Genomic DNA, 18,187 nt, shown 5'->3' on the forward strand with positions numbered 1-18,187 from the left:
ACGATTCGAAGCACGACCGCACCGGAGGAACCATGACCCACGTACTCTTCGTCGTCAGCGCCGCTGACCACTGGACCCTCAATGATGGCAGCCTGCACCCCACCGGGTACTGGGCTGAGGAACTCGCCGAACCGCACCGCCTGTTTACCGCCGCGGGATGGCAGATCAGCATCGCCACGCCCGGCGGTGTAGCTCCGACCATTGACGCCGGCAGCCTGCGTGCCGATGCGGCCGGCGGAGAAGACCGCGCGGGGCAGATCATCGACTACATCCGAACCATTTCTGGTCAGCTCGACGGGCCGCTCAGTCTCGATGACATCACCGTTACCGACTACGACGTGGTCTTCTACCCGGGCGGACACGGCCCGATGGAAGACCTCGCCGTCGACGCCGTCTCCGGGCGCGTCCTGACCGAAGCCCTCGACAGCGGGCGCATCGTCGGTGTGCTCTGCCACGCTCCCGCTGCTCTGCTCGCAGCCACGCGCGCCGACGGCAGCTGGCCATTCGTCGGCTACCGGATGACGGGCTTCACCGACGCCGAAGAGGTTCTCGTCGGGCTGGCCCCGAAGGCCCCGTGGCTCGTGCAGAGTCGACTGGTCGACCTGGGCGCCGATTTCATTGCCGGCGAATCGTTCGCCTCGCACGTGGAGATCGACCGCACTCTCTACACCGGCCAGAATCCGGCATCCTCTGCTGCCGTCGCTGAGGCGATCATCAGCGCAGTCACCGACGCGCAGTAGGCGGTGTGCCGGTTCAGATTTCCGCACTCGGAGTGCGCGTGAGCGTGGCGCGCCAGGACTGAATCCAGCGCTGCCAGTCGGCGAACATCGGTCAGCGGTCGAGCGCGCGGAGGGTGTCCGCGACGTCGTCCTCGTCGTTCCAGAGGTGAAAGGCGACCCGGGCTCGGCCGGCTCGGCCCGACGCGGTGAGACCCGCTTTGGTGAGTCGGGCGAGATCGTGGCCAGCGGCATCCGGCCAGCTGACAATGGCCTGCCCGAGCCGTTTGATGCCCAGGCCATCGCAGAGCGCATCGCCGAGGCTCGTGGCGTGGCGCTCGACCTCGACCAGGTCGAGCCGATTGAACAGGTCGATGGCCGGTTCGGCGCCGACCCAGCTCGGCCAGGCCGGGGATACGTCAAAGCGGCGGGCATCGTCGGCGAGCCGCATTGCCGGGCCATAACAGGATGCCCACACGTCCTGCCCGGCGTACCAGCCGGCGTTGATCGGGGCCAGCTGTGTGGCCAGACGCTCGCCAACGGTGAAGAACGCGACCCCGCGTGGTGCGCACAGCCACTTGTAGCTATGGCAGATCGTCGCGTCGAACAGGCCGGCAGTAACAGGCATCCACCCGGTCGCCTGGGTCGTGTCGCACAGCGTGAACGCGCCGTGACGCGCCGCTGCGGTGACAATCACGTTGGAGTCGCAGCGGGTTCCGGTCGCGGACTGCACGAGCGACCACGCTACGAGCCAGGTATTTGCGGTGACACTCGCTGCGAGTTCGGCCAGAGCGACCTGGCGCACGGTCACGCCGCGGTGGGCCTGACTGAGAAACGGAAACACCATCGAGCTGAAGTCACCCTCGGCACAGAGCACTTCGGCGCCATCGGGAACGCTCGACGCCACGACGCCCGCCATAACGGACGTCTGGGAGCCGATCGCGACCCGGTCGACGTCCACCTGCACGAGCTGCGCGTAGCCGGACCGCACCCGTTCGACCACGTGACCGTAGTGCACGGCACCGGCCTGGCCGCGCTGCCAGTCTTCTGCGTCGGCGCGCATGGCGGCGATCGTTTCGGTCGTCGGCAGGCCGAGCGTGCAGGCGGCGAGGTAGCCGCGTCCGCCGACAAACTGGGTCTGGGCGTAGGGCACGGTCAGTGTTGCGATATTCATTAGTCCAGACTGCCCCTTTTGAAACCATGCAACAACCGCGCGGGTTCCGGTTCTCGCTGCGATGATCAGGGGCCTCCACTGCGTGCACTGCGTGGGCAACTAGAATCATGAGTAATGTCTGACACCACTGCGCACCCGTTTTCAACCGCCACCGGAACCGACGTTCGCGTGCGATTCTGCCCGTCACCAACGGGAACGCCGCACGTCGGCCTGATCCGCACCGCCATGTTCAACTGGGCCTACGCCCGGCACACCGGCGGCAAGATGATCTTTCGCATCGAAGACACCGATGCTGCCCGCGACAGCGAAGAGAGCTTCGTGCAGCTGGTCGAGGCGATGCGCTGGCTGCGACTGGACTGGGACGAAGGCGTCGAGGCGGGCGGCCCGAACGAACCGTACCGGCAGTCGCAGCGCTATGACATCTACCAGGGCGTCATCGAGCAGCTCAAGGCATCCGGCCACATCTACGAAAGCTTCGTCACCGGCGAAGAGATCGAGGCCCGCAACGTGTCGCTGGGTCGCGACCCGAAAATGGGCTACGACAACTTCGAGCGCGACCTGAGCGACGAGCAGAAGGCCGCCTATCGGGCGGAGGGCCGCAGTCCGGCCCTCCGCCTGCGCGTGCCAGGCACCGAGCTCAGCTTCGACGACATCGTACGCGGCGAGATCACCTTTCCGGTTGGATCGTTCAGCGACTTCGTCGTGGTGCGCCCGAACGGGCATCCGCTCTACCCCTTCGTCAACCCGGTCGACGATGCCCTCATGGGCGTCACCCACGTGCTGCGGGGCGAAGACCTGCTCAGCTCGACGCCGCGCCAGATCGCGCTCTACCACGCCCTCATCGACATCGGCGTGACCACGTTCGTGCCCCGCTTCGGGCACCTGCCCTATGTCATGGGCGACAAGAACAAGAAGCTTTCGAAACGTGACCCCGAGTCGAACCTGTTTCTGCACCGCGATCGCGGCTTCATTCCCGAAGGGCTGCTCAACTACCTCGCGCTGCTCGGCTGGTCGCTCTCCCACGATCGTGACGTGTTCTCGATTGAAGAGCTCATCGCCGCGTTCGACGTGAAAGATGTCAACCCGAACCCGGCCCGATTCGACCTGAAGAAGGCCGAATCGATAAACGGCGACCAGATTCGGCTGCTCGAAGCCGGCGACTTCGCCGCTCGGCTTGTTCCCTACCTCGTAACTGCCGGCGTGCTCAGCGAGCCGGCCAGCGCCGCAGACCTGGCCACGCTGGCTCAGGCCGCTCCGCTCGTCCAGGAGCGCATCGCCCTGCTCGGCGAAGCACCCAACATGCTCGGGTTTCTCTTCGTCACGAGCGATGAGCTCGTGCACCAAGCGGATGCTCTCGCCTCGCTTCCGCAGAATGCCAGCGAGATCCTGCAGGCCAGTCGCCTGACGCTCGCGAATATTCCCGAATCAGAATGGAACACCGAGCGGGTGCACACGGCGTTGGCCGACACGCTCATCGAAGGGCTCGGGCTGAAACCCCGAGTGGCGTTCGGACCCCTGCGCGTCGCCGTCTCGGGCCGTAAGATCTCACCTCCGCTGTTCGAGTCCATGGAGATTCTCGGCCAGGCCGAGACTCTCGCCCGGCTCGACCGTGCGGCGGCGGTGTCGGTCTCAGCGTGACCGACACGGCCGCGCGATCCGGGCAGGACACCCGCGTCGACGAACCCTACGACGTGGTCATCATCGGTGCCGGCCCGGCCGGCCTTGCCGCCGGGCTGAGCCTGGTTCGCGCGCGCCGACGCACGCTCATGATCGACAGCAACCGGCCGCGCAATGCGCCGACCCTGCACTCGCACGGGTTCATCACCCGCGACGGCGTCCCACCGCTTGAGCTGCGTCGCCTCGGGCGGGAGGAATTTCAGGGCTACCCGGGCGGGGAGTTTCATTCCGGACTCGTGCTCGCGGTCACTGCGCTGGACGACGCTGAAGGTGTCGCGCGCCTGCTGGTGTCCACCCGCGGGCTGCGCGGTGAACCGAGCCGCGTCATCCGTTCTCGTGCCGTTCTTGTGGTGACCGGGCAGATCGAAACGCTGCCCGCTTTTCCGAGTGTCAGGGCCTGGTACGGCACCAACCTGCACAGTTGCATCGACTGCGACGGCTACGAGAATACCGGGGCGGCGCTCGCCCTGATCGGCGAGACCGACGACCTCGCCCACCACGCATTGGTGTTGACCCAGTGGAGCAGCGACCTGATCGTGTTCACCAATGGTGTTGGTACCGTCACCGCGCGCGATGAGGCGGCCCTGCTGAGCCGGGGTGTGCGGGTCGATCGGCGCGCCATTCAGGACGTCGTGGGGGAGCGGGGCGCGATGACCGGCGTGCAACTGGTCGACGGCGAGGTCGTGGCGCGCTCGGGCGGTTTCGTTCGGCCCCTGAGCCGCCCGGCGATCGACTTTTTGGCCGAGCTACCCGTTGCACTGGATGGCGCCGGTTTCGTGTCGATTGATGACTGGAGCCGTACGAATGTGCCCGGCCTCTACGCCTCGGGCGACACCACCCGGCTCAGCTCCTCCCAGCTCATGGTCGCGGCCGGCACCGGTGCGGCCGCCGCAGCGGCGATCACCCGCGACCTGCTCGGCCCGCTCCACAGCGACGCGCCGGGGGCCGGCTCGGTTTGGCCCCCTCGGCTTCCGTGAGCTAGGCTACTACTCGGCCCGACCTTCGGATCAGGCATTGGGGTATGGTGTAATTGGCAACACGGATGATTCTGGTTCATTTGTTCTTGGTTCGAGTCCAGGTACCCCAGCACTAACAGGCGCAAGATTCCGCGGCGAAATCACCTATCGCCCACCGTGTCGACACGGCCCGAAACGGGCTCTGTGACCAGAAACGAACCAATAACCCCCTGCGCGGTGGGTTACACGTTCTCATGCCCAGGCCCATACGGTCCCGTCACGGCACAGTCGGACCGCACACGGCTTCAGCGGCGCACCTCCTGTGCATGGACGCCACGACGCAAATCACTCCCACGTTTCTTACTCAACGTGAACTCTCCGAGCTGCTCAGAATGCCCGAGCGCACGCTCGAGGACTGGCGCCTAATGCAGACCGGGCCGCCCTATATCAAGCTCGGCCGGCTCGTGCGGTACGACGTGCAGGACGTGCTCACCTGGGTGCGTGAGCATCGACATGGTTAGACCGCAGATACTCGCCGGGGAGCTGGGAAGCATCGTCATCGACGTGCTGCCGAGCGGGAAATACCGAGCTCGTGCATCCACTCGAGACGACAGCGGTCGCCTTCATCGCATCGGGGTCACGGCCGAAACGGAAGACCAGGCACGCGCCGAAGTCCATCGACAGGCTCGAGCGATGGCGACCGGTGGTGTCGGTGCGCTCTCGCCGTCGAACACGATCGCCGACGCGTTAGACCTCTGGCTGCAACAGGTATTCACCCGCGCCAAAGCGGGCAGCCTGTCGTACTCGACCTACGAGTCGTACGAGACGACAGCCCGCGTAATCATCGTTCCGCGGTGCGGGGGAGTGAGGCTCGACCACTTGACCGTCGGTCGCTGCGACCGCATCCTGCAGCGAATCTTGGAGGAAGAGACCATCTCAAAAGCCCGGCGGGCGCGTGCGGTGCTTAGTCTCGTGTGTGGCTATGCCGTGCGAGACGACGCTCTGGTGCAGAATCCCGTGCGTGACGTACAGCGCTTGCCGATGTCAGCGCGCAAGGAATCTGCACTCACCCCGGCGCAGATCACCGGCATCCGCGGGCGCATGCAGGTATGGCGCCTTACACGCGATGACGGCCCGCGACCCAACTACCGTGCCCTGATCGACGGCATGGACATTATGGTCGGCACATCGCTGCGCGTCGGCGAGTGCATTGGTCTGCGCCGCTGCGACGTGGACATGACGACTCTGCCGCCAACCCTCATCGTGAGCGGCACGATCGTCAGCACCAAGGCCCAAGGTACGCACCGCAAGAACTCTCCCAAGCGGTCGCGGCAACGGCGCAGTATTGCGCTGCCGTCTATGGCCGCGGCGGCAGTGCGACGGCGGCTGGCGCTTGCCGAACCGCATCCGGAGGCGTTCCTGTTTCCCACCAAGACAGGCCGCTCGCTGAACGTCAGCAACTATGAGCGACTGCTGCGCGCATTCGTGGAGGATGAGCGCACACAGCTGGTTAAGGTGGGCATCGATGTGGACGAGTACACGACGCACATCTATCGGCGCACGGCCGCCACGCTGATCGAGCGGGCGGTCGGGATCACACTGGCCTCGCGACTTCTCGGCCACGCCAACGAGCAGACCACCCGGAACAGCTACGTGGTCACGGCCGACATGGTCGACCCGGTGACGGCCGAGATCCTTGACGCGGTCCTCGGCAGCTAACTCTCACCCCGGTCCCACTCCAAAAGGAGATTCGAACCTGCGACCCCTTGTAAGGTTCTAGCCTTAACTCGGGTTTTGCCGAACATCTCCGAAAACTCGTGGGTTCCCTTGTTTTTACAGGGAACCGGGCGGTTCGCTGCCTCCGATTGTACTCGGTCGATTTGGGTCGGCTGCAATTATCTCTGATGACTAAATGATGACCATTTGAACCGCTTTTGGCGGGCGCATGTTGTTGCCGACGCTGACGCCATCATCTTCAGAACCCCGACCTACGTGGGAAGTGCGTCAGGCGCATTCCATGCTTTCGTTCAGGCCCCCTCCAAGCCCTGGATGCAACGCACGTGGCAGGACAAGTTCGCCGATTCACCTTCTCCGGCTCCACGAGCGGCGACACGCTGCACACGCTGCAGCACCTCCCCCCTCCTCGCCGAACAGCACGGCATCCATTGGGTCAGCCTCGGGCTGCTCCCCGGCTGGAACACCACCACGTCTACCGACCACGACGACAACCGTCTTGGCTCCCACCTCGGAGCCGGCGCGAAGTCGTGGACCACGGACTCGACGCCGTCCATGACGCCGATCGGCGCACCGCACGTCACCTCGGCAGCCGCGTCGCAAATACCGCCCACACGTTCGTTGCCGGCCGACCCGTTTCCTGAAACACCCCCGGCTCGCCGCCACTGGGGAGAACCCCGAGCTCGGGCAAGTCGCCAACTAAGCTGGGCCTTCTGCCCACGGAAGGAACCTCAATGAGCATGGAAGGCGCGGCCTGGAGCTCGCTGTACAAGATCTCTACCGCCAAGGACGGCAAGCACGGCTTCTCCCGTGAGTCCGTTCGGCGGATCATGACGTTCGCGGTGCCGTACCGGTCCAAGCTGCTGATCTTCATCGCCCTCTCCACCGTGGGAGCATTCCTCGCGGTCGCGACGCCGGTACTCGCCGGCCAGGTGGTCGACGTCATCGTCGCCCAGGGCGAGGTCACCACAATCGTTTGGCTCGCCGTCGTCATCGCCCTCGTAGCCGTGGCCGACGCCGCCGTGTCACTCGTGACGCGCTGGTACTCGGCGCGGATCGGCGAAGGCGTGATCCTGGACCTCCGCACCGCCGTCTTCAACCACGTGCAGAAGATGCCGATCGCGTTCTTCACCCGCACGCGGACGGGCGCCCTCGTGAGCCGCCTCAACAACGATGTGATCGGCGCTCAGCAGGCATTCAGCGGCACGCTGTCCGGCGTGGTCACGAACCTCGTGGCGCTGATCCTCACCCTGATCGTCATGCTCAGCACGTCCTGGCTCGTGACGGTTCTCGCCGTGATCATGCTCCCCATCTTCCTGGTACCCGCGCGCCGCATGGGCAGCCGCCTCGCCGCACTGCGCCGCGAGGCCGCCGATCACAATTCCGCCATGAGCACGCAGATGACCGAGCGCTTCTCGGCGCCCGGCGCCACCCTTGTCAAGCTGTTCGGCCGGCCTGACGAGGAGGCCGAGGAGTTCCGCGTCCGCGCCGCCCGCGTCCGCGACATCGGGGTCCGGACCGCGATGCTGCAGTTCGTCTTCTTCACCGCCCTGATGCTCGTATCCGCTCTTGCCCTCGCGCTCGTGTATGGGCTCGGCGGTTTCCTCGCACTCGCCGGCCAGCTGAACACCGGTGACGTGGTCACCCTGGCGCTCCTCCTCACCCGCCTCTACGCGCCGCTAACCAGCCTCGCAAACGCACGGGTGGAGATCATGAGCGCGGTGGTTAGCTTCGAGCGCGTCTTCGAGGTGCTGGACCTCGACCCGCTCATCAAGGAGAAGCCCGACGCCGTCGCCGTCCCCGAAGGCCAGGTGGCCGTCGAGTTCGACAACGTCCGCTTCGCCTACCCGTCCGCGGACAAAGTGTCCCTCGCCTCTCTCGAGGAAGTTTCCACGCTAGACACCCGCGGCGGCGAGGAGGTGCTGCACGGCGTGTCCTTCAGGATCGAGCCGGGGCAGACCGTTGCCCTCGTTGGTACGTCCGGTGCCGGCAAGTCCACAATTGCCCAGCTCCTCGCGCGCCTGTATGACGTCGACAGCGGCGCCGTGCGCCTCGCGGGGATGGATGTCCGCGAAGTCACTTTCGTCTCCATGCGGCACACCCTGGGCATGGTGACGCAGGACGGCCACCTGTTCCACGAGACCATCCTCTCCAATCTGCGCCTCGCGAGGCCGGAGGCGTCCGACGACGAGGTGTGGGACGCCGTCCGCCGTGCGCGGCTCGAGCCGCTCATCCGGTCCCTGCCGGACCAGCTGGACACAATGGTGGGAGAGCGTGGCTACCGGCTGTCCGGGGGTGAGCGCCAGCGGATGACCATCGCGAGGCTCCTGCTCGCCCAGCCGCGCGTCGTCATCCTCGACGAGGCGACGGCGGCGCTGGACTCGACGTCTGAGGCCGCCGTGCAGGCGGCGCTCAGCGAGGCGCTCAAGGGACGGACGGCGATGGTGATCGCACACCGCCTCTCCACCATCCGCAGCGCGGACCTGATCCTCGTTGTTGAGGACGGCTCGATCGTGGAGCGCGGTACGCACGAGGAACTGCTGGCTGTGGGTGGGCGGTACGAGGAATTGCACCGGACCCAGTTCGCCGTGCAGAAGAATGTTGCGGCCGATGAGGAAACGCTGAGCCGGACCTAGTCGCTGAGCTCGGTGCCCCGCCCCGAGCGTCTCGACGGTTGACTGCCTCAAATTGTACGTTGTCGTTTTGGGCCAAATAGAGATGAATTTAATGAGTTAATGATGACCTTGTGGGGTCACGTCCCAGGTAGTGGTGTGGAATTCTAGACATTCATCGGAGCGATTGGCCCGCTGATCCGGCGTGATATTTTGCGTATGAGGAATCTTTGCTGAGACTTATCTGTCCGGGCGCGCCACTCTTGGTTGCGCTGTTCGCCGCGTCAAGGTTGGCGGGAAGGCCCGCGATTTCTCGGTGAGCAGCGAAAGCACTGCGGATGCGACGTGTGCCGTCCCGTCCTTGACGATTTTCGTCGTCGTTGCGGACTGCAGCGTGACCCTCGCCGACGTGCGGGTGGAGTACACCATACGTACCGAGGCCGATGAGTTTTTGGCGGCGCTGACAGTCGCCTGACCATCCGGATCCTCACAACCGGAATTGTCGGCGTGCGGGAGTAACATGACAGGAGTGAATCGTCCAATCGCGACAACGGTGGGTGGCCTGCGAGCGTCGGGACACATCCACAAGACCCTCCGCGCCGAGCTGCGCGATAACCTACTCGGTGCCCTGCGCGAGCACCGCAACCCCTGGCCGGGACTGCACGGGTTCGATGCCACCGTGATCCCGCAGCTCGAGCGGGCACTAATCGCCGGCCACGACATCGTGCTTCTCGGTGAGCGAGGCCAGGGCAAGACCCGCCTGTTGCGAACGATCGTGGGTCTGCTCGACGAGTGGTCGCCGATAATCGAGGGATCCGACCTCGGCGAGCATCCGTACGATCCGATCACCACGGCGAGCATGCGCCGTGCCGCGGATCTCGGCGACGACCTGCCCGTAGCCTGGCGCGGCCGCGACGAGCGGTACGCCGAGAAGCTCGCGACCCCCGACACGAGCGTCGCCGACCTCATCGGCGACGTCGATCCAATGAAGGTCGCCGAGGGTCGCAGCCTCGGCGACCCCGAAACCATCCACTTCGGGCTGATCCCTCGCAGCCACCGCGGCATCGTGGCGATCAACGAGCTCCCCGACCTCGCCGAGCGGCTCCAGGTCGCCATGCTCAATGTTATGGAGGAGCGAGACATCCAGATTCGCGGCTACGTGATGCGCCTCCCGCTCGATGTGCTCGTCGTCGCGAGCGCGAATCCCGAGGACTACACGAACCGCGGCCGCATCATCACTCCGCTGAAGGACCGGTTCGGAGCCGAGATTCGTACCCACTATCCGACTGACCTTCTCGACGAAGTGGCGATCATTCGCCAGGAGTCGGAGCTCATGGCCGAGGTACCCGGCTACCTCGTCGAAATCCTCGCCCGCTTCACCCGGGGATTGCGCGAGTCTTCCGCGGTCGACCAGCGCAGCGGTGTCAGCGCACGATTCGCCATCGCGGGCGCCGAAACCATCGCGGCGGCGGCGATCCACCGGGCCACGCGTCAGGGAGAAGTGGATGCCGTCGCGCGCCCAGTCGATCTCGAAACGGCGGTCGATGTGCTCGGCGGCAAGATCGAATTCGAGTCGGGCGAGGACGGACGGGAAGACGAGATTCTCGACCACCTGCTGCGCTCGGCCACGGCGGAGACGGTGAAAGCTCACCTGCGCGGGCTCGACTTCGATCCACTCGTAGAGGCGATCGAGAACGGGGTGATGGTCATCACGGGAGAGCAGGTCACCGCCCGCGACTTTCTCGCCGGGCTGCCGTCTCTCGGCGAATCCGAACTGTACGACGAGATCTGCGCCCGCCTCGGCGCCACCAACGACGGGCAGCGGGCCAGCGCTATCGAACTCTCTCTTGAGGGTCTGTATCTGACGCGCCGCATCAGCAAGGAGAGCGGCAGTGGCGAGGTAATCTATGGCTAGGGCAAATCGCCGACTCGCCGGCTCCTCCCGCTACGGGCGGTACGCGGGCGGACCCGATCCGCTCGCCCCACCCGTCGACATCGCCGAAGCCCTCGACGCCATCGGGGAGGATGTGATGGCCGGATACTCCCCGGAACTAGCCATGCGCGAGTTTTTGCGCCGCGGAGGCACGGACCGCACCGGGCTCGACGACCTCGCCCGTCTAGTCGCCGCCCGCCGCCGCGAGCTGACGAGCAAACATAACCTCAACGGCACCCTGCAGGAAATTCGCGAACTGCTCGACAAGGCGGTCAGTGCCGAACGCGCACAGCTCGCCCGCGACGTCGATCTCGACGACGCCGACCGTGCGCTCGCCGAAATGCAACTGGACAATCTCCCGGCCTCGCCCGCGGCGGCCGTAAGCGAGCTTGGGAGTTACGACTGGCAGAGTGCGGAAGCCCGCGCCGACTTCGAGAAGATTAAGGACCTGCTCGGGCGAGAAATGCTCGACCAGCGCTTCGCCGGCATGAAAACGGCGCTCGAAAACGCGACCGATGACGACCGCGCAGCCATCACCGAATTGCTCGACGACCTCAACGACCTGCTCGAGGCCCATCGGCGCGGAGAAGACACCGCCGCCCAGTTCGAGCGGTTCATGGCCAAGCACGGGCAGAACTTTCCCGAGAATCCGGCCAACGTCGGCGAGCTCATTGACTCGCTCGCCCAGCGGGCTGCCGCCGCCCAGCGTATGCGCAATTCGATGACCGAGGAGCAGCTCAACGAACTCGACGCGCTCTCGCAACAGGCTTTCGGCTCTCCCCAGCTGATGCAATCGCTCTCCCGACTCGACGCGGCGCTCCAGGCGCTGCGCCCGGGTGAGGACTGGGGAGGAGGAGAGCAGATGGATGGCGCCGAGGGCCTCGGCCTCGGAGACGGTACCGGGGTCTTTCAGGACATCGCCGACCTCGACGACCTCTCCGAGCAACTTTCCCAATCGTATGCCGGTTCAGGCATGGAAGATCTCGACCTCGACAAACTTGCCCGTCAACTCGGCGACGAGGCGAGAACCGACGCCCGCGCACTCCAACAGCTCGAGAAGGCGCTGCGTGATTCGGGCACTCTGAAACGCGCGACCGACGGCTTGCTCCGGCTTACGCCGAAAGCGATGCGCCAGCTAGGCAAAGTTTTGCTGCGCGACGTTGCCGAGCGTATGTCCGGTCGCCAAGGCCGCAGGGACCTGCTTCGGGCGGGAACTGCGGGGGAGCGCTCCGGCTCCACCCGCGAATGGAACTTCGGCGACACCGAGCCGTGGGATGTGACGCGCACCATCACCAACGCGATCACCCGCATGGCCGGGCAGGGCGGCTCGACCGGATCGGGCGTCAAGATCGAAATCGGCGACGTCGAGGTGCAGGAGACCGAGGCCCGCACCCAGGCCTGTGTCGCCCTGCTTGTCGACACCTCCTTCTCGATGGCCATGGAGGACAGATGGGTGCCGATGAAGCGAACGGCGCTCGCGCTGCACACCCTCATCAGCACGCGGTTCCGGGGGGACGACCTCAAGCTCATCGGGTTCGGCCGCTACGCGGAGGAGCTCGACATCGAGCACCTCACCGCTCTCGATGCCACCTACGACAAGGGTACCAATCTGCATCATGCGCTGATGCTCGCCAACCGCCACTTCCGCAGGCATCCGACCGCGCAGCCGGTGCTTCTCATCGTCACCGACGGCGAGCCAACCTCCCACCTCGAGCCTGGCGGCGAGGTCTACTTCCGCTACCCGCCCGATCCGCTCACCATTGCCCACTCGGTGCGCGAGCTCGACAGGTCGATGCGGCTCGGGGCCCAGACCACGTTCTTCCGCCTCGGAGAAGATGCCGGGCTCGCGAGGTTCATCGACTCGATGGCCAGGCGCGTGGGCGGTACCGTCGTGGCACCGGAGCTCGACGATCTCGGCGCCGCGGTGGTCGGGTCCTATCTCGGCTCTCGACGGGGGCCGGCAAGTCCCGGTACTGGCGATTTCGAGGGGATGTTCGGCCGCAGCTGGGGCCTGTAGCGCCGGACTAGAACAAAGGCCAGGGCACCGGGGGCATGGCGCTTTTGGGCTGCAAAACGCTGCTCGGTGATCATCTGCTTCAATCTCTCTTCGAGGGCCACCAGTCGACGATTCTGCGCAGAGGATTAGGGCGAGGCCGAACGCGACCCAATTGGAGAACCAGCCTTTGGTGGTATCCCAGGTCGCACCGGTGGGAACAATGGGGCCGAAAACAATCGCCACAGATCACACTGCTTTTGCGGATGACACGACGTGGGGGGTGTGCTGTCGGGTCGCGGCGCCCATCGAAGTCGCTAGCCGATCAAATGGTGCCGCAGGACGTGAACGCGCCCACCCTGCCACGCGAGGCCAGGAGTGCATGATGTCCCAGCGGTCGACTGGCATAAACAACGTGAACTGGCCGCGAAGCGCTCAGGAGCGTTGCGAAGGTGACTTTCCCGGTGGGTCAGATATCTCTGGGCTCGCGAGTTTGGCCGCTATACCGTGTGCAGCCCGGCGCAACCAAGGGTTGCCATCGTGGGCCCATCGTTCGAGGGCTGTCTCCGCCCGTGTGCGGTTGGACCCGCTCAGGGCCTCGATCAAGGGAACCACCACGTCGAAAGTGAGCGGATCGCTGATCTCTGGCAGCATTGCGCCGCGCAGAAATCCCTCGATTCTGGTGAGGTCGGTGTTGTAGAGCCGGGATAGATTCGCCTGCAGCAGCACGATTGCCGCAAGACGGCGTTCGAACACCGGCACGTTCCACAGTTCAGTGCTCAGCGCGGTCACCTCGTCGTGCGTCATGTTCTTATATCGGCGGGTCAGGTCACGAATGGTTCCTCGCACGGCTCCGACGGATGCACCGTAGAAGTCCAGTTCGTATCCCCACCGGGCGTTCGCCTGCGCTGCGCGCTCCCAGGTAGCTTCGTTCTGTAGCGTGAGATCTACAAAATCACCGGCGTCGCTCATCCCTCTATTCTGCCGCTGTGGGTCCGTACCGACCGCCGCGACCGCCGCGACCGCCGCGACCGCCGCGACCGCCGCGACCGCCGCGACCGCCGCGTTGACTTGGCCGGTAATTTTCACGATGGCCACGAGTAGAACTACGGCGGCAGGGATACTTCCAGTGCCAGCTTGGGCGACAAGGACGGTGCCCAACACAAACGCCTCACGGCACCGGGCGTCACCTTCACCCAACCACCCACGGATGTCGGGCCGAGCACCACTGCGGTCCTCGACGATTCCTTCGGGGCAACCTCATCCAGATCGCGAGCCTGAATTGAATAAGCTCGACGAGTACGGCCTCAAAATTGGCCGAGGGGAGGAGCCTGACCTGGGCGGCGGTTAGGGTGATTTTGTACTGACGGGTATTTGGTGCCGGTACGTGGTGTGGGATTGTCGCCTTCAGGCGTTCGCGCGTGGAGGTTCTAGCTCGCTGGCGAGGAGGGCTTTCGCGTGAACTCGACGTCGGCCGTCGTCACGACCTTGCCAGTGCGGCCGGGTGCGGTCTGGAAGCTCCAGTAGAGATTGGTGTGTGCAATCACTTCTGCGGGAGGCGGCGCTCCCCACTCGGTGAGATCTTCGGTGGTGTGTGCATCGGAGACTAACGTTGCATCGTATCCGCGGGTGAATCCACCGTGCAGGGTGGAGCGCACGCAGGCGTCCGTTTGTGCACCGACCACCACGAGGTGGCCGATACCGGCTTCCTCGAGCACCTGTTCCAGGTCGGTTGCCTCGAATGAGTCCCCGTATTCTTTGCAGATCACAGCTTCACTGCTCGCTGGTTCGAGTTCGGGAACGATCTGCCAGACGGCGGTGTCCATGGGCAGGGCGTCCGAGGAATGCTGCACCCAGACGACCGGCACTGCTTCGCCGCGGGCGCGTTCAACGAGAGTCGCGATGTTGGCCACGACATGGTCGCGTTGGTCGGCATTGGCCAGGACACCGTTCTGGGCGTCGATGACCAGAAGGACGGTGCCGGGGCGATCAGTGGCGCGGGACATCTCATCCTCCAGAAGTAGACGTGCGATGATGCAATGTCGTTACTCCGTGTATCCAAGATACCTCCGCTCCGGCGACAAATCTCCCCGAGTTTGGTTTCTATGTGCCAAGTGATGCTGGCTCTCGTAGTCTGAAGCCATGCCAACCTCAGTGGAGCTAATCCGATCTGCACGCCTTTCGAGTTTGGCCGAGTACGCGTACGCCGCCACCGCCCCCGTGGGGGCGCGGCTCATTTTTCTCGCGGGCGCTTGCCCGCTGGATCAGCACGAGAACACGGTGGGAAGGATTTCCTATGAATTGCAGGCATCAAAGTGTGTCGAGAACCTCATTGTCGTGCTGGAAGCAGCTGGCGCGTCTTTGACCGATGTGATTACCACGCGAGTTCTCGTTGCCACGACTAATCAGAATGACCTGATCCAAGCGTGGGACGTCGTTCGATCCGCGTTCGGTTCGCATGATGTGCCCAGCACACTGATGGGCGTTACCGTACTCGGCTACACCGATCAGCTTGTAGAAATTGAAGCGGTGGCAGCGGTTCTGGATTGAGATCTGCCGCGTGCTGCGCCTGTCGTGAAGAGACACATCGAAGGCGATTCTGACGTCTTGACTCCATTGACTAGTTCGACGTAAGCAGTTCGGGTAAACCATATTCTGTGAACGAAGGGCCAACGGGCGAGCGATCGGGTGTGCTCGGCGTACCCTGCAGGCACTTTCGCTGTGGCAATTCCACTAATAGTTGAAGAAGATCGAGGGGTCCTCCGTCCGGCCACAGTTGAGGGCAAAGCGGCGAGGTATCTCTGCCGCGTACCTGAGCGCTGCAGGGGTGCTTTCGAGTTAGATGGTCGACCGGGGCACAGGTCGGCGGCCGCGAGAAGTTTGGAAGCGGATGAGGTAGCCATCGGGGTCCGTAACGAGGGACTGCTCCACCCCGGCTTCATCGTCTCCGATGCGGTACCACTTCGTTTCGGGTTGCATGAGGAGGTCGATACCGGCATCTGCGAGAGCGGAGACCAGTGGCGTGATGCTGGGTACATTGATCTGAAAGTTGATTCCTCGACCGAAGGGGGTCTCGAGTGGGCCAGTGATCCAGTTCCGACCGATTCCGATTTGCTCCAGCATGAGATGGGCGGAGCCGAGCGATATATACGCGAAGCGCTCCTTGGGTCGCGAGTGACGAATCTCGAAACCGCACAGATCGCACCAGAAGGCAAGGCTGCGATCGATGTCGCTGACCAGGAGCTCGGGGACGAGCGCCGGTTCAAAGGTTTCAGTCATCAAACCACTCTCGCACCGAACGAGACCCTCCGGCCTGACCTGGCGCGATCTTCGTGCCGACACTTTCAGTGATGACCTGCGGTCTGAAAAGGGGTGACAAAACGTCGTTCACAGCGGCGATCACGAAGACGTTGCCTGCACAAGCTCTTTTCGAAACCAGTGGTTCGCGTAGGGGTCCGCATTGTGTGCTTCCCCCTCGATGAAGCCAAGCGACGCGTACAGGCCTCGCGCTTCAAGGAGATCGGAGCGCGTGTCCAACCGCAGGGTAGTGAGTCTGACCCCGCGTGCCCTGCGCTCCATGTCCTCCATGAGGAGCCTGCCCACGCCGTGCCCTCGCTTCATGGGAACCACAAACACTCTCGTCACCTCGCCGATATTGCCCGGCCGAATCCGCATTCCCGCGCAGCCGAGAACGGTCGATCCCTGTTCAGCAAGCAGAAACAGCCCGGTGGGTGGGGCCAGGTCATCGCTGGGGTAACCGGCCTGCGCATCGAGGACCTCCGGTCGGGTGGCGGGGCGCCCGTAGTAGCGACCCACGATGTCTTCGTAGTAACGCAGAGACACGTTGTGAGCCTCCGCAGATGTGGGCAACGTCGCGGAGACACGGATCGGATCAAGACAGTTCAGAGATCTTTCCCGTGTGGTTTTTCGTGTTGATCGTGAAGACCCCCGCTGGCCCGATCACGACGTGGTCGATGTCGGAGGAGCCAGAGCCGACGGGTACGGCGTGGAGCACGGTCCATTCGGGGCCGAGCTTCGAGAGCACCTCTGCAACTTCGATTTCACCAAGGGCACCGCCGTACCAGCTGCGGGCTTCAGGGTTTAGCGGATTTTGGCCGAAGAGTCTTGCGGCCGCGCTTTAGGGCGGGGCGGTCGCCTGAATCCGCAGGCACTCTTGCATCACGGAGTAGGCGGGACCGCGCGAGCGCAGCGTCGGTTGAACGGCCACGTCAGAATGATTATCGATGATGACCCCCCCCCCGCCATCGAAGCTACGCGACACGCAAAAGCGTGGACAGCCCCAGAAGAGGGTGGCAGCAGGACCCGCGGAATCCGGAAATTCTGAAAGAACCGCTCCTATTAGCTGCGACCGTGGCGCCGAGCGGGATCGACGACTGCCCGTTAGTGCTCTCTCGACTGACGGTCCTGGGTAGATCCGATGGAGAATCGCGGGCCCCAATTGCGGAACGTGGTCGGGAGAGCCGGAGTTGAGGGTGTGACGCCGATACACTAAATCGAGTCCGACGCCGCGCCCGGGCAAAGGAATCGGTCTCATGAATAGAACGTCCCTAATCGATGACTTGGTTGAAAGCCTCCTCGACCGAATCCTTCGGGGAGTGTTTGCGGCCCACGAGCCGCTGCCGCCGGAGGCTGTCCTCGCCGAGGAGGCCGGCGTCAGCCGTCTGACCGCTCGGGAAGCCATCAAGAGCCTTCAAGCGCAGAAAATTGTATACGTTCGGCGCGGGCTTGGGACCTTCGTCAACCCGCCTTCGGGCTGGTCCAGTCTCGAGGCGATCCTGCGCGCCGCGGCGCGCGACCTCGGCAGTTCTGAGGTACCACTGCGGCTCCTCTGGGTGCGCCGCATGGTTGTGGAAACGCCGCGATCCGATATGTTGAGCACATCCTCAAATATCCGGGAGCTAAGCGATGCACTGGGAAAGTATCGTTGCGGCCGCACTGCCGTTCATCCTCGGCGGAGGTTCCGTCTTCCTTCGTGCGAATCGACTGCGGGCGCTACTGAAAGACGATGTAGCGATACTAACCGGAGTGCCAGATGGATCGGCCGTGCGTCCAATGGTCACCGCGGCAGCTGAAATTGGGGCCGCTCGTTTGGCATCGTACACGTTGGTCCCGACGCCTGTTGGCGTTTATTTTTCAGCCTTTGGGTTGTCAATCATCGGAATGGCGATATTTTATGTTCGGGCAAACGTCGGTCAGGATCTGAGCACGGGCGATGGCTGGACGGCAATAGCCGGGCTTCTCTTCTACCTCATCGGAATCACCGTTCAGGAACGTGACTTTCTGTTCGATATGCACCCGCCGGAGCTCGGCCGACGAGGCCTCACGCCCGGCCTAGGCGTAATAGCCCGAACGGGATACTTCCAGTAATCGG

Annotated in this window: 18 protein-coding genes, 1 tRNA gene and 1 pseudogene; 14 read left to right on the top strand and 6 right to left on the bottom strand. The window is 64.3% G+C overall.

Going from position 1 to position 18,187, the window contains the following annotated elements; genetic code table 11:
• The first annotated feature begins 32 nt into the window (after nt 1–32).
• On the top strand, nt 33–740 hold the full coding sequence (locus IWX77_RS00560; RefSeq protein ID WP_196842569.1) for a type 1 glutamine amidotransferase domain-containing protein: 708 nt from the start codon (nt 33–35) through the stop codon (nt 738–740).
• 91 nt (nt 741–831) lie between these two features.
• Here IWX77_RS00560 and IWX77_RS00565 read toward each other — a convergent pair whose 3' ends face one another.
• A complete protein-coding gene (locus IWX77_RS00565; RefSeq protein WP_196842570.1) occupies nt 832–1,890 on the bottom strand; it encodes an aminotransferase class V-fold PLP-dependent enzyme in 1,059 nt (352 codons plus the stop codon).
• 114 nt (nt 1,891–2,004) lie between these two features.
• On the opposite strand from IWX77_RS00565, the gene gltX reads away from it, so the two are divergent.
• The 10 genes from gltX to IWX77_RS00615 all read left to right on the top strand — a co-directional run bounded on the left by gltX (nt 2,005) and on the right by IWX77_RS00615 (nt 12,819).
• On the top strand, nt 2,005–3,528 hold the full coding sequence (gltX, locus tag IWX77_RS00570) for a glutamate--tRNA ligase (protein ID WP_196842571.1): 1,524 nt from the start codon (nt 2,005–2,007) through the stop codon (nt 3,526–3,528).
• Nucleotides 3,525–4,544: an FAD-dependent oxidoreductase gene (locus IWX77_RS00575; protein WP_196842572.1), complete on the top strand. Its 1,020-nt coding sequence runs from the start codon at nt 3,525–3,527 to the stop codon at nt 4,542–4,544. Before gltX ends, IWX77_RS00575 begins: the two co-directional genes overlap by 4 nt.
• A gap of 38 nt (nt 4,545–4,582) precedes the next feature.
• Nucleotides 4,583–4,654 (top strand) — tRNA-Gln (locus tag IWX77_RS00580).
• A gap of 195 nt (nt 4,655–4,849) precedes the next feature.
• Nucleotides 4,850–5,044 carry a helix-turn-helix transcriptional regulator gene (locus tag IWX77_RS00585; RefSeq protein ID WP_134554200.1) on the top strand — a complete coding sequence of 65 codons (195 nt, stop codon included), beginning with the start codon at nt 4,850–4,852 and terminating at the stop codon, nt 5,042–5,044.
• Nucleotides 5,025–6,242, top strand: a complete 1,218-nt coding sequence (locus tag IWX77_RS00590) for a tyrosine-type recombinase/integrase (RefSeq protein WP_327012037.1) — start codon at nt 5,025–5,027, stop codon at nt 6,240–6,242. The genes IWX77_RS00585 and IWX77_RS00590 overlap by 20 nt, the downstream gene beginning before the upstream one ends.
• A 204-nt stretch (nt 6,243–6,446) precedes the next feature.
• A complete protein-coding gene (locus IWX77_RS17355; RefSeq protein ID WP_196842573.1) occupies nt 6,447–6,995 on the top strand; it encodes an NAD(P)H-dependent oxidoreductase in 549 nt (182 codons plus the stop codon).
• The gene (locus tag IWX77_RS00600) at nt 6,992–8,893 is read left to right on the top strand and encodes an ABC transporter ATP-binding protein (RefSeq protein ID WP_196842574.1); all 1,902 of its coding nucleotides are present in this window, start codon (nt 6,992–6,994) and stop codon (nt 8,891–8,893) included. The genes IWX77_RS17355 and IWX77_RS00600 overlap by 4 nt, the downstream gene beginning before the upstream one ends.
• A gap of 292 nt (nt 8,894–9,185) precedes the next feature.
• Entirely contained in the window at nt 9,186–9,344 is a 159-nt protein-coding gene (locus IWX77_RS00605) for a hypothetical protein (protein ID WP_196842575.1), read from the top strand.
• Nucleotides 9,345–9,398: 54 nt separating this feature from the next.
• On the top strand, nt 9,399–10,784 hold the full coding sequence (locus IWX77_RS00610; protein WP_442784413.1) for a sigma 54-interacting transcriptional regulator: 1,386 nt from the start codon (nt 9,399–9,401) through the stop codon (nt 10,782–10,784).
• On the top strand, nt 10,777–12,819 hold the full coding sequence (locus tag IWX77_RS00615; protein ID WP_196842577.1) for a vWA domain-containing protein: 2,043 nt from the start codon (nt 10,777–10,779) through the stop codon (nt 12,817–12,819). Before IWX77_RS00610 ends, IWX77_RS00615 begins: the two co-directional genes overlap by 8 nt.
• Nucleotides 12,820–13,230: 411 nt before the next feature.
• Here IWX77_RS00615 and IWX77_RS00620 read toward each other — a convergent pair whose 3' ends face one another.
• Both IWX77_RS00620 and IWX77_RS00625 read right to left on the bottom strand, forming a co-directional pair.
• On the bottom strand, nt 13,231–13,956 hold the full coding sequence (locus IWX77_RS00620; RefSeq protein WP_327012038.1) for a DNA alkylation repair protein: 726 nt from the start codon (nt 13,954–13,956) through the stop codon (nt 13,231–13,233).
• 269 nt (nt 13,957–14,225) lie between these two features.
• Nucleotides 14,226–14,801 (bottom strand): isochorismatase family protein, encoded by a 576-nt coding sequence (locus IWX77_RS00625; RefSeq protein ID WP_196842578.1) that lies wholly within the window; start codon nt 14,799–14,801, stop codon nt 14,226–14,228.
• Nucleotides 14,802–14,937: 136 nt separating this feature from the next.
• Here IWX77_RS00625 and IWX77_RS00630 point away from each other — a divergent pair, with 136 nt between their 5' ends.
• On the top strand, nt 14,938–15,345 hold the full coding sequence (locus IWX77_RS00630; protein ID WP_196842579.1) for a RidA family protein: 408 nt from the start codon (nt 14,938–14,940) through the stop codon (nt 15,343–15,345).
• A gap of 288 nt (nt 15,346–15,633) precedes the next feature.
• Here IWX77_RS00630 and IWX77_RS00635 read toward each other — a convergent pair whose 3' ends face one another.
• From IWX77_RS00635 to IWX77_RS00645, 3 genes and pseudogenes are all read right to left on the bottom strand, one after another.
• Nucleotides 15,634–16,074 carry a bleomycin resistance protein gene (locus IWX77_RS00635; RefSeq protein WP_196842580.1) on the bottom strand — a complete coding sequence of 147 codons (441 nt, stop codon included), beginning with the start codon at nt 16,072–16,074 and terminating at the stop codon, nt 15,634–15,636.
• Nucleotides 16,075–16,194: 120 nt separating this feature from the next.
• Nucleotides 16,195–16,638, bottom strand: coding sequence for a GNAT family N-acetyltransferase (locus IWX77_RS00640; protein WP_196842581.1), 444 nt, complete (start codon nt 16,636–16,638; stop codon nt 16,195–16,197).
• Between the two features lie 49 nt (nt 16,639–16,687).
• A pseudogene (locus IWX77_RS00645) lies at nt 16,688–16,858 on the bottom strand (nuclease-related domain-containing protein); the annotation flags it as partial.
• 490 nt (nt 16,859–17,348) lie between these two features.
• Here IWX77_RS00645 and IWX77_RS00650 point away from each other — a divergent pair.
• The gene (locus IWX77_RS00650) at nt 17,349–17,888 is read left to right on the top strand and encodes a FadR/GntR family transcriptional regulator (RefSeq protein WP_196842582.1); all 540 of its coding nucleotides are present in this window, start codon (nt 17,349–17,351) and stop codon (nt 17,886–17,888) included.
• Between the two features lie 88 nt (nt 17,889–17,976).
• Entirely contained in the window at nt 17,977–18,183 is a 207-nt protein-coding gene (locus IWX77_RS00655; RefSeq protein ID WP_196842583.1) for a hypothetical protein, read from the top strand.
• Nucleotides 18,184–18,187: the final 4 nt, after the last annotated feature.

The sequence above is a fragment of the Cryobacterium sp. CAN_C2 genome (genome assembly GCF_015751745.1).
Taxonomy (GTDB): domain Bacteria; phylum Actinomycetota; class Actinomycetes; order Actinomycetales; family Microbacteriaceae; genus Cryobacterium.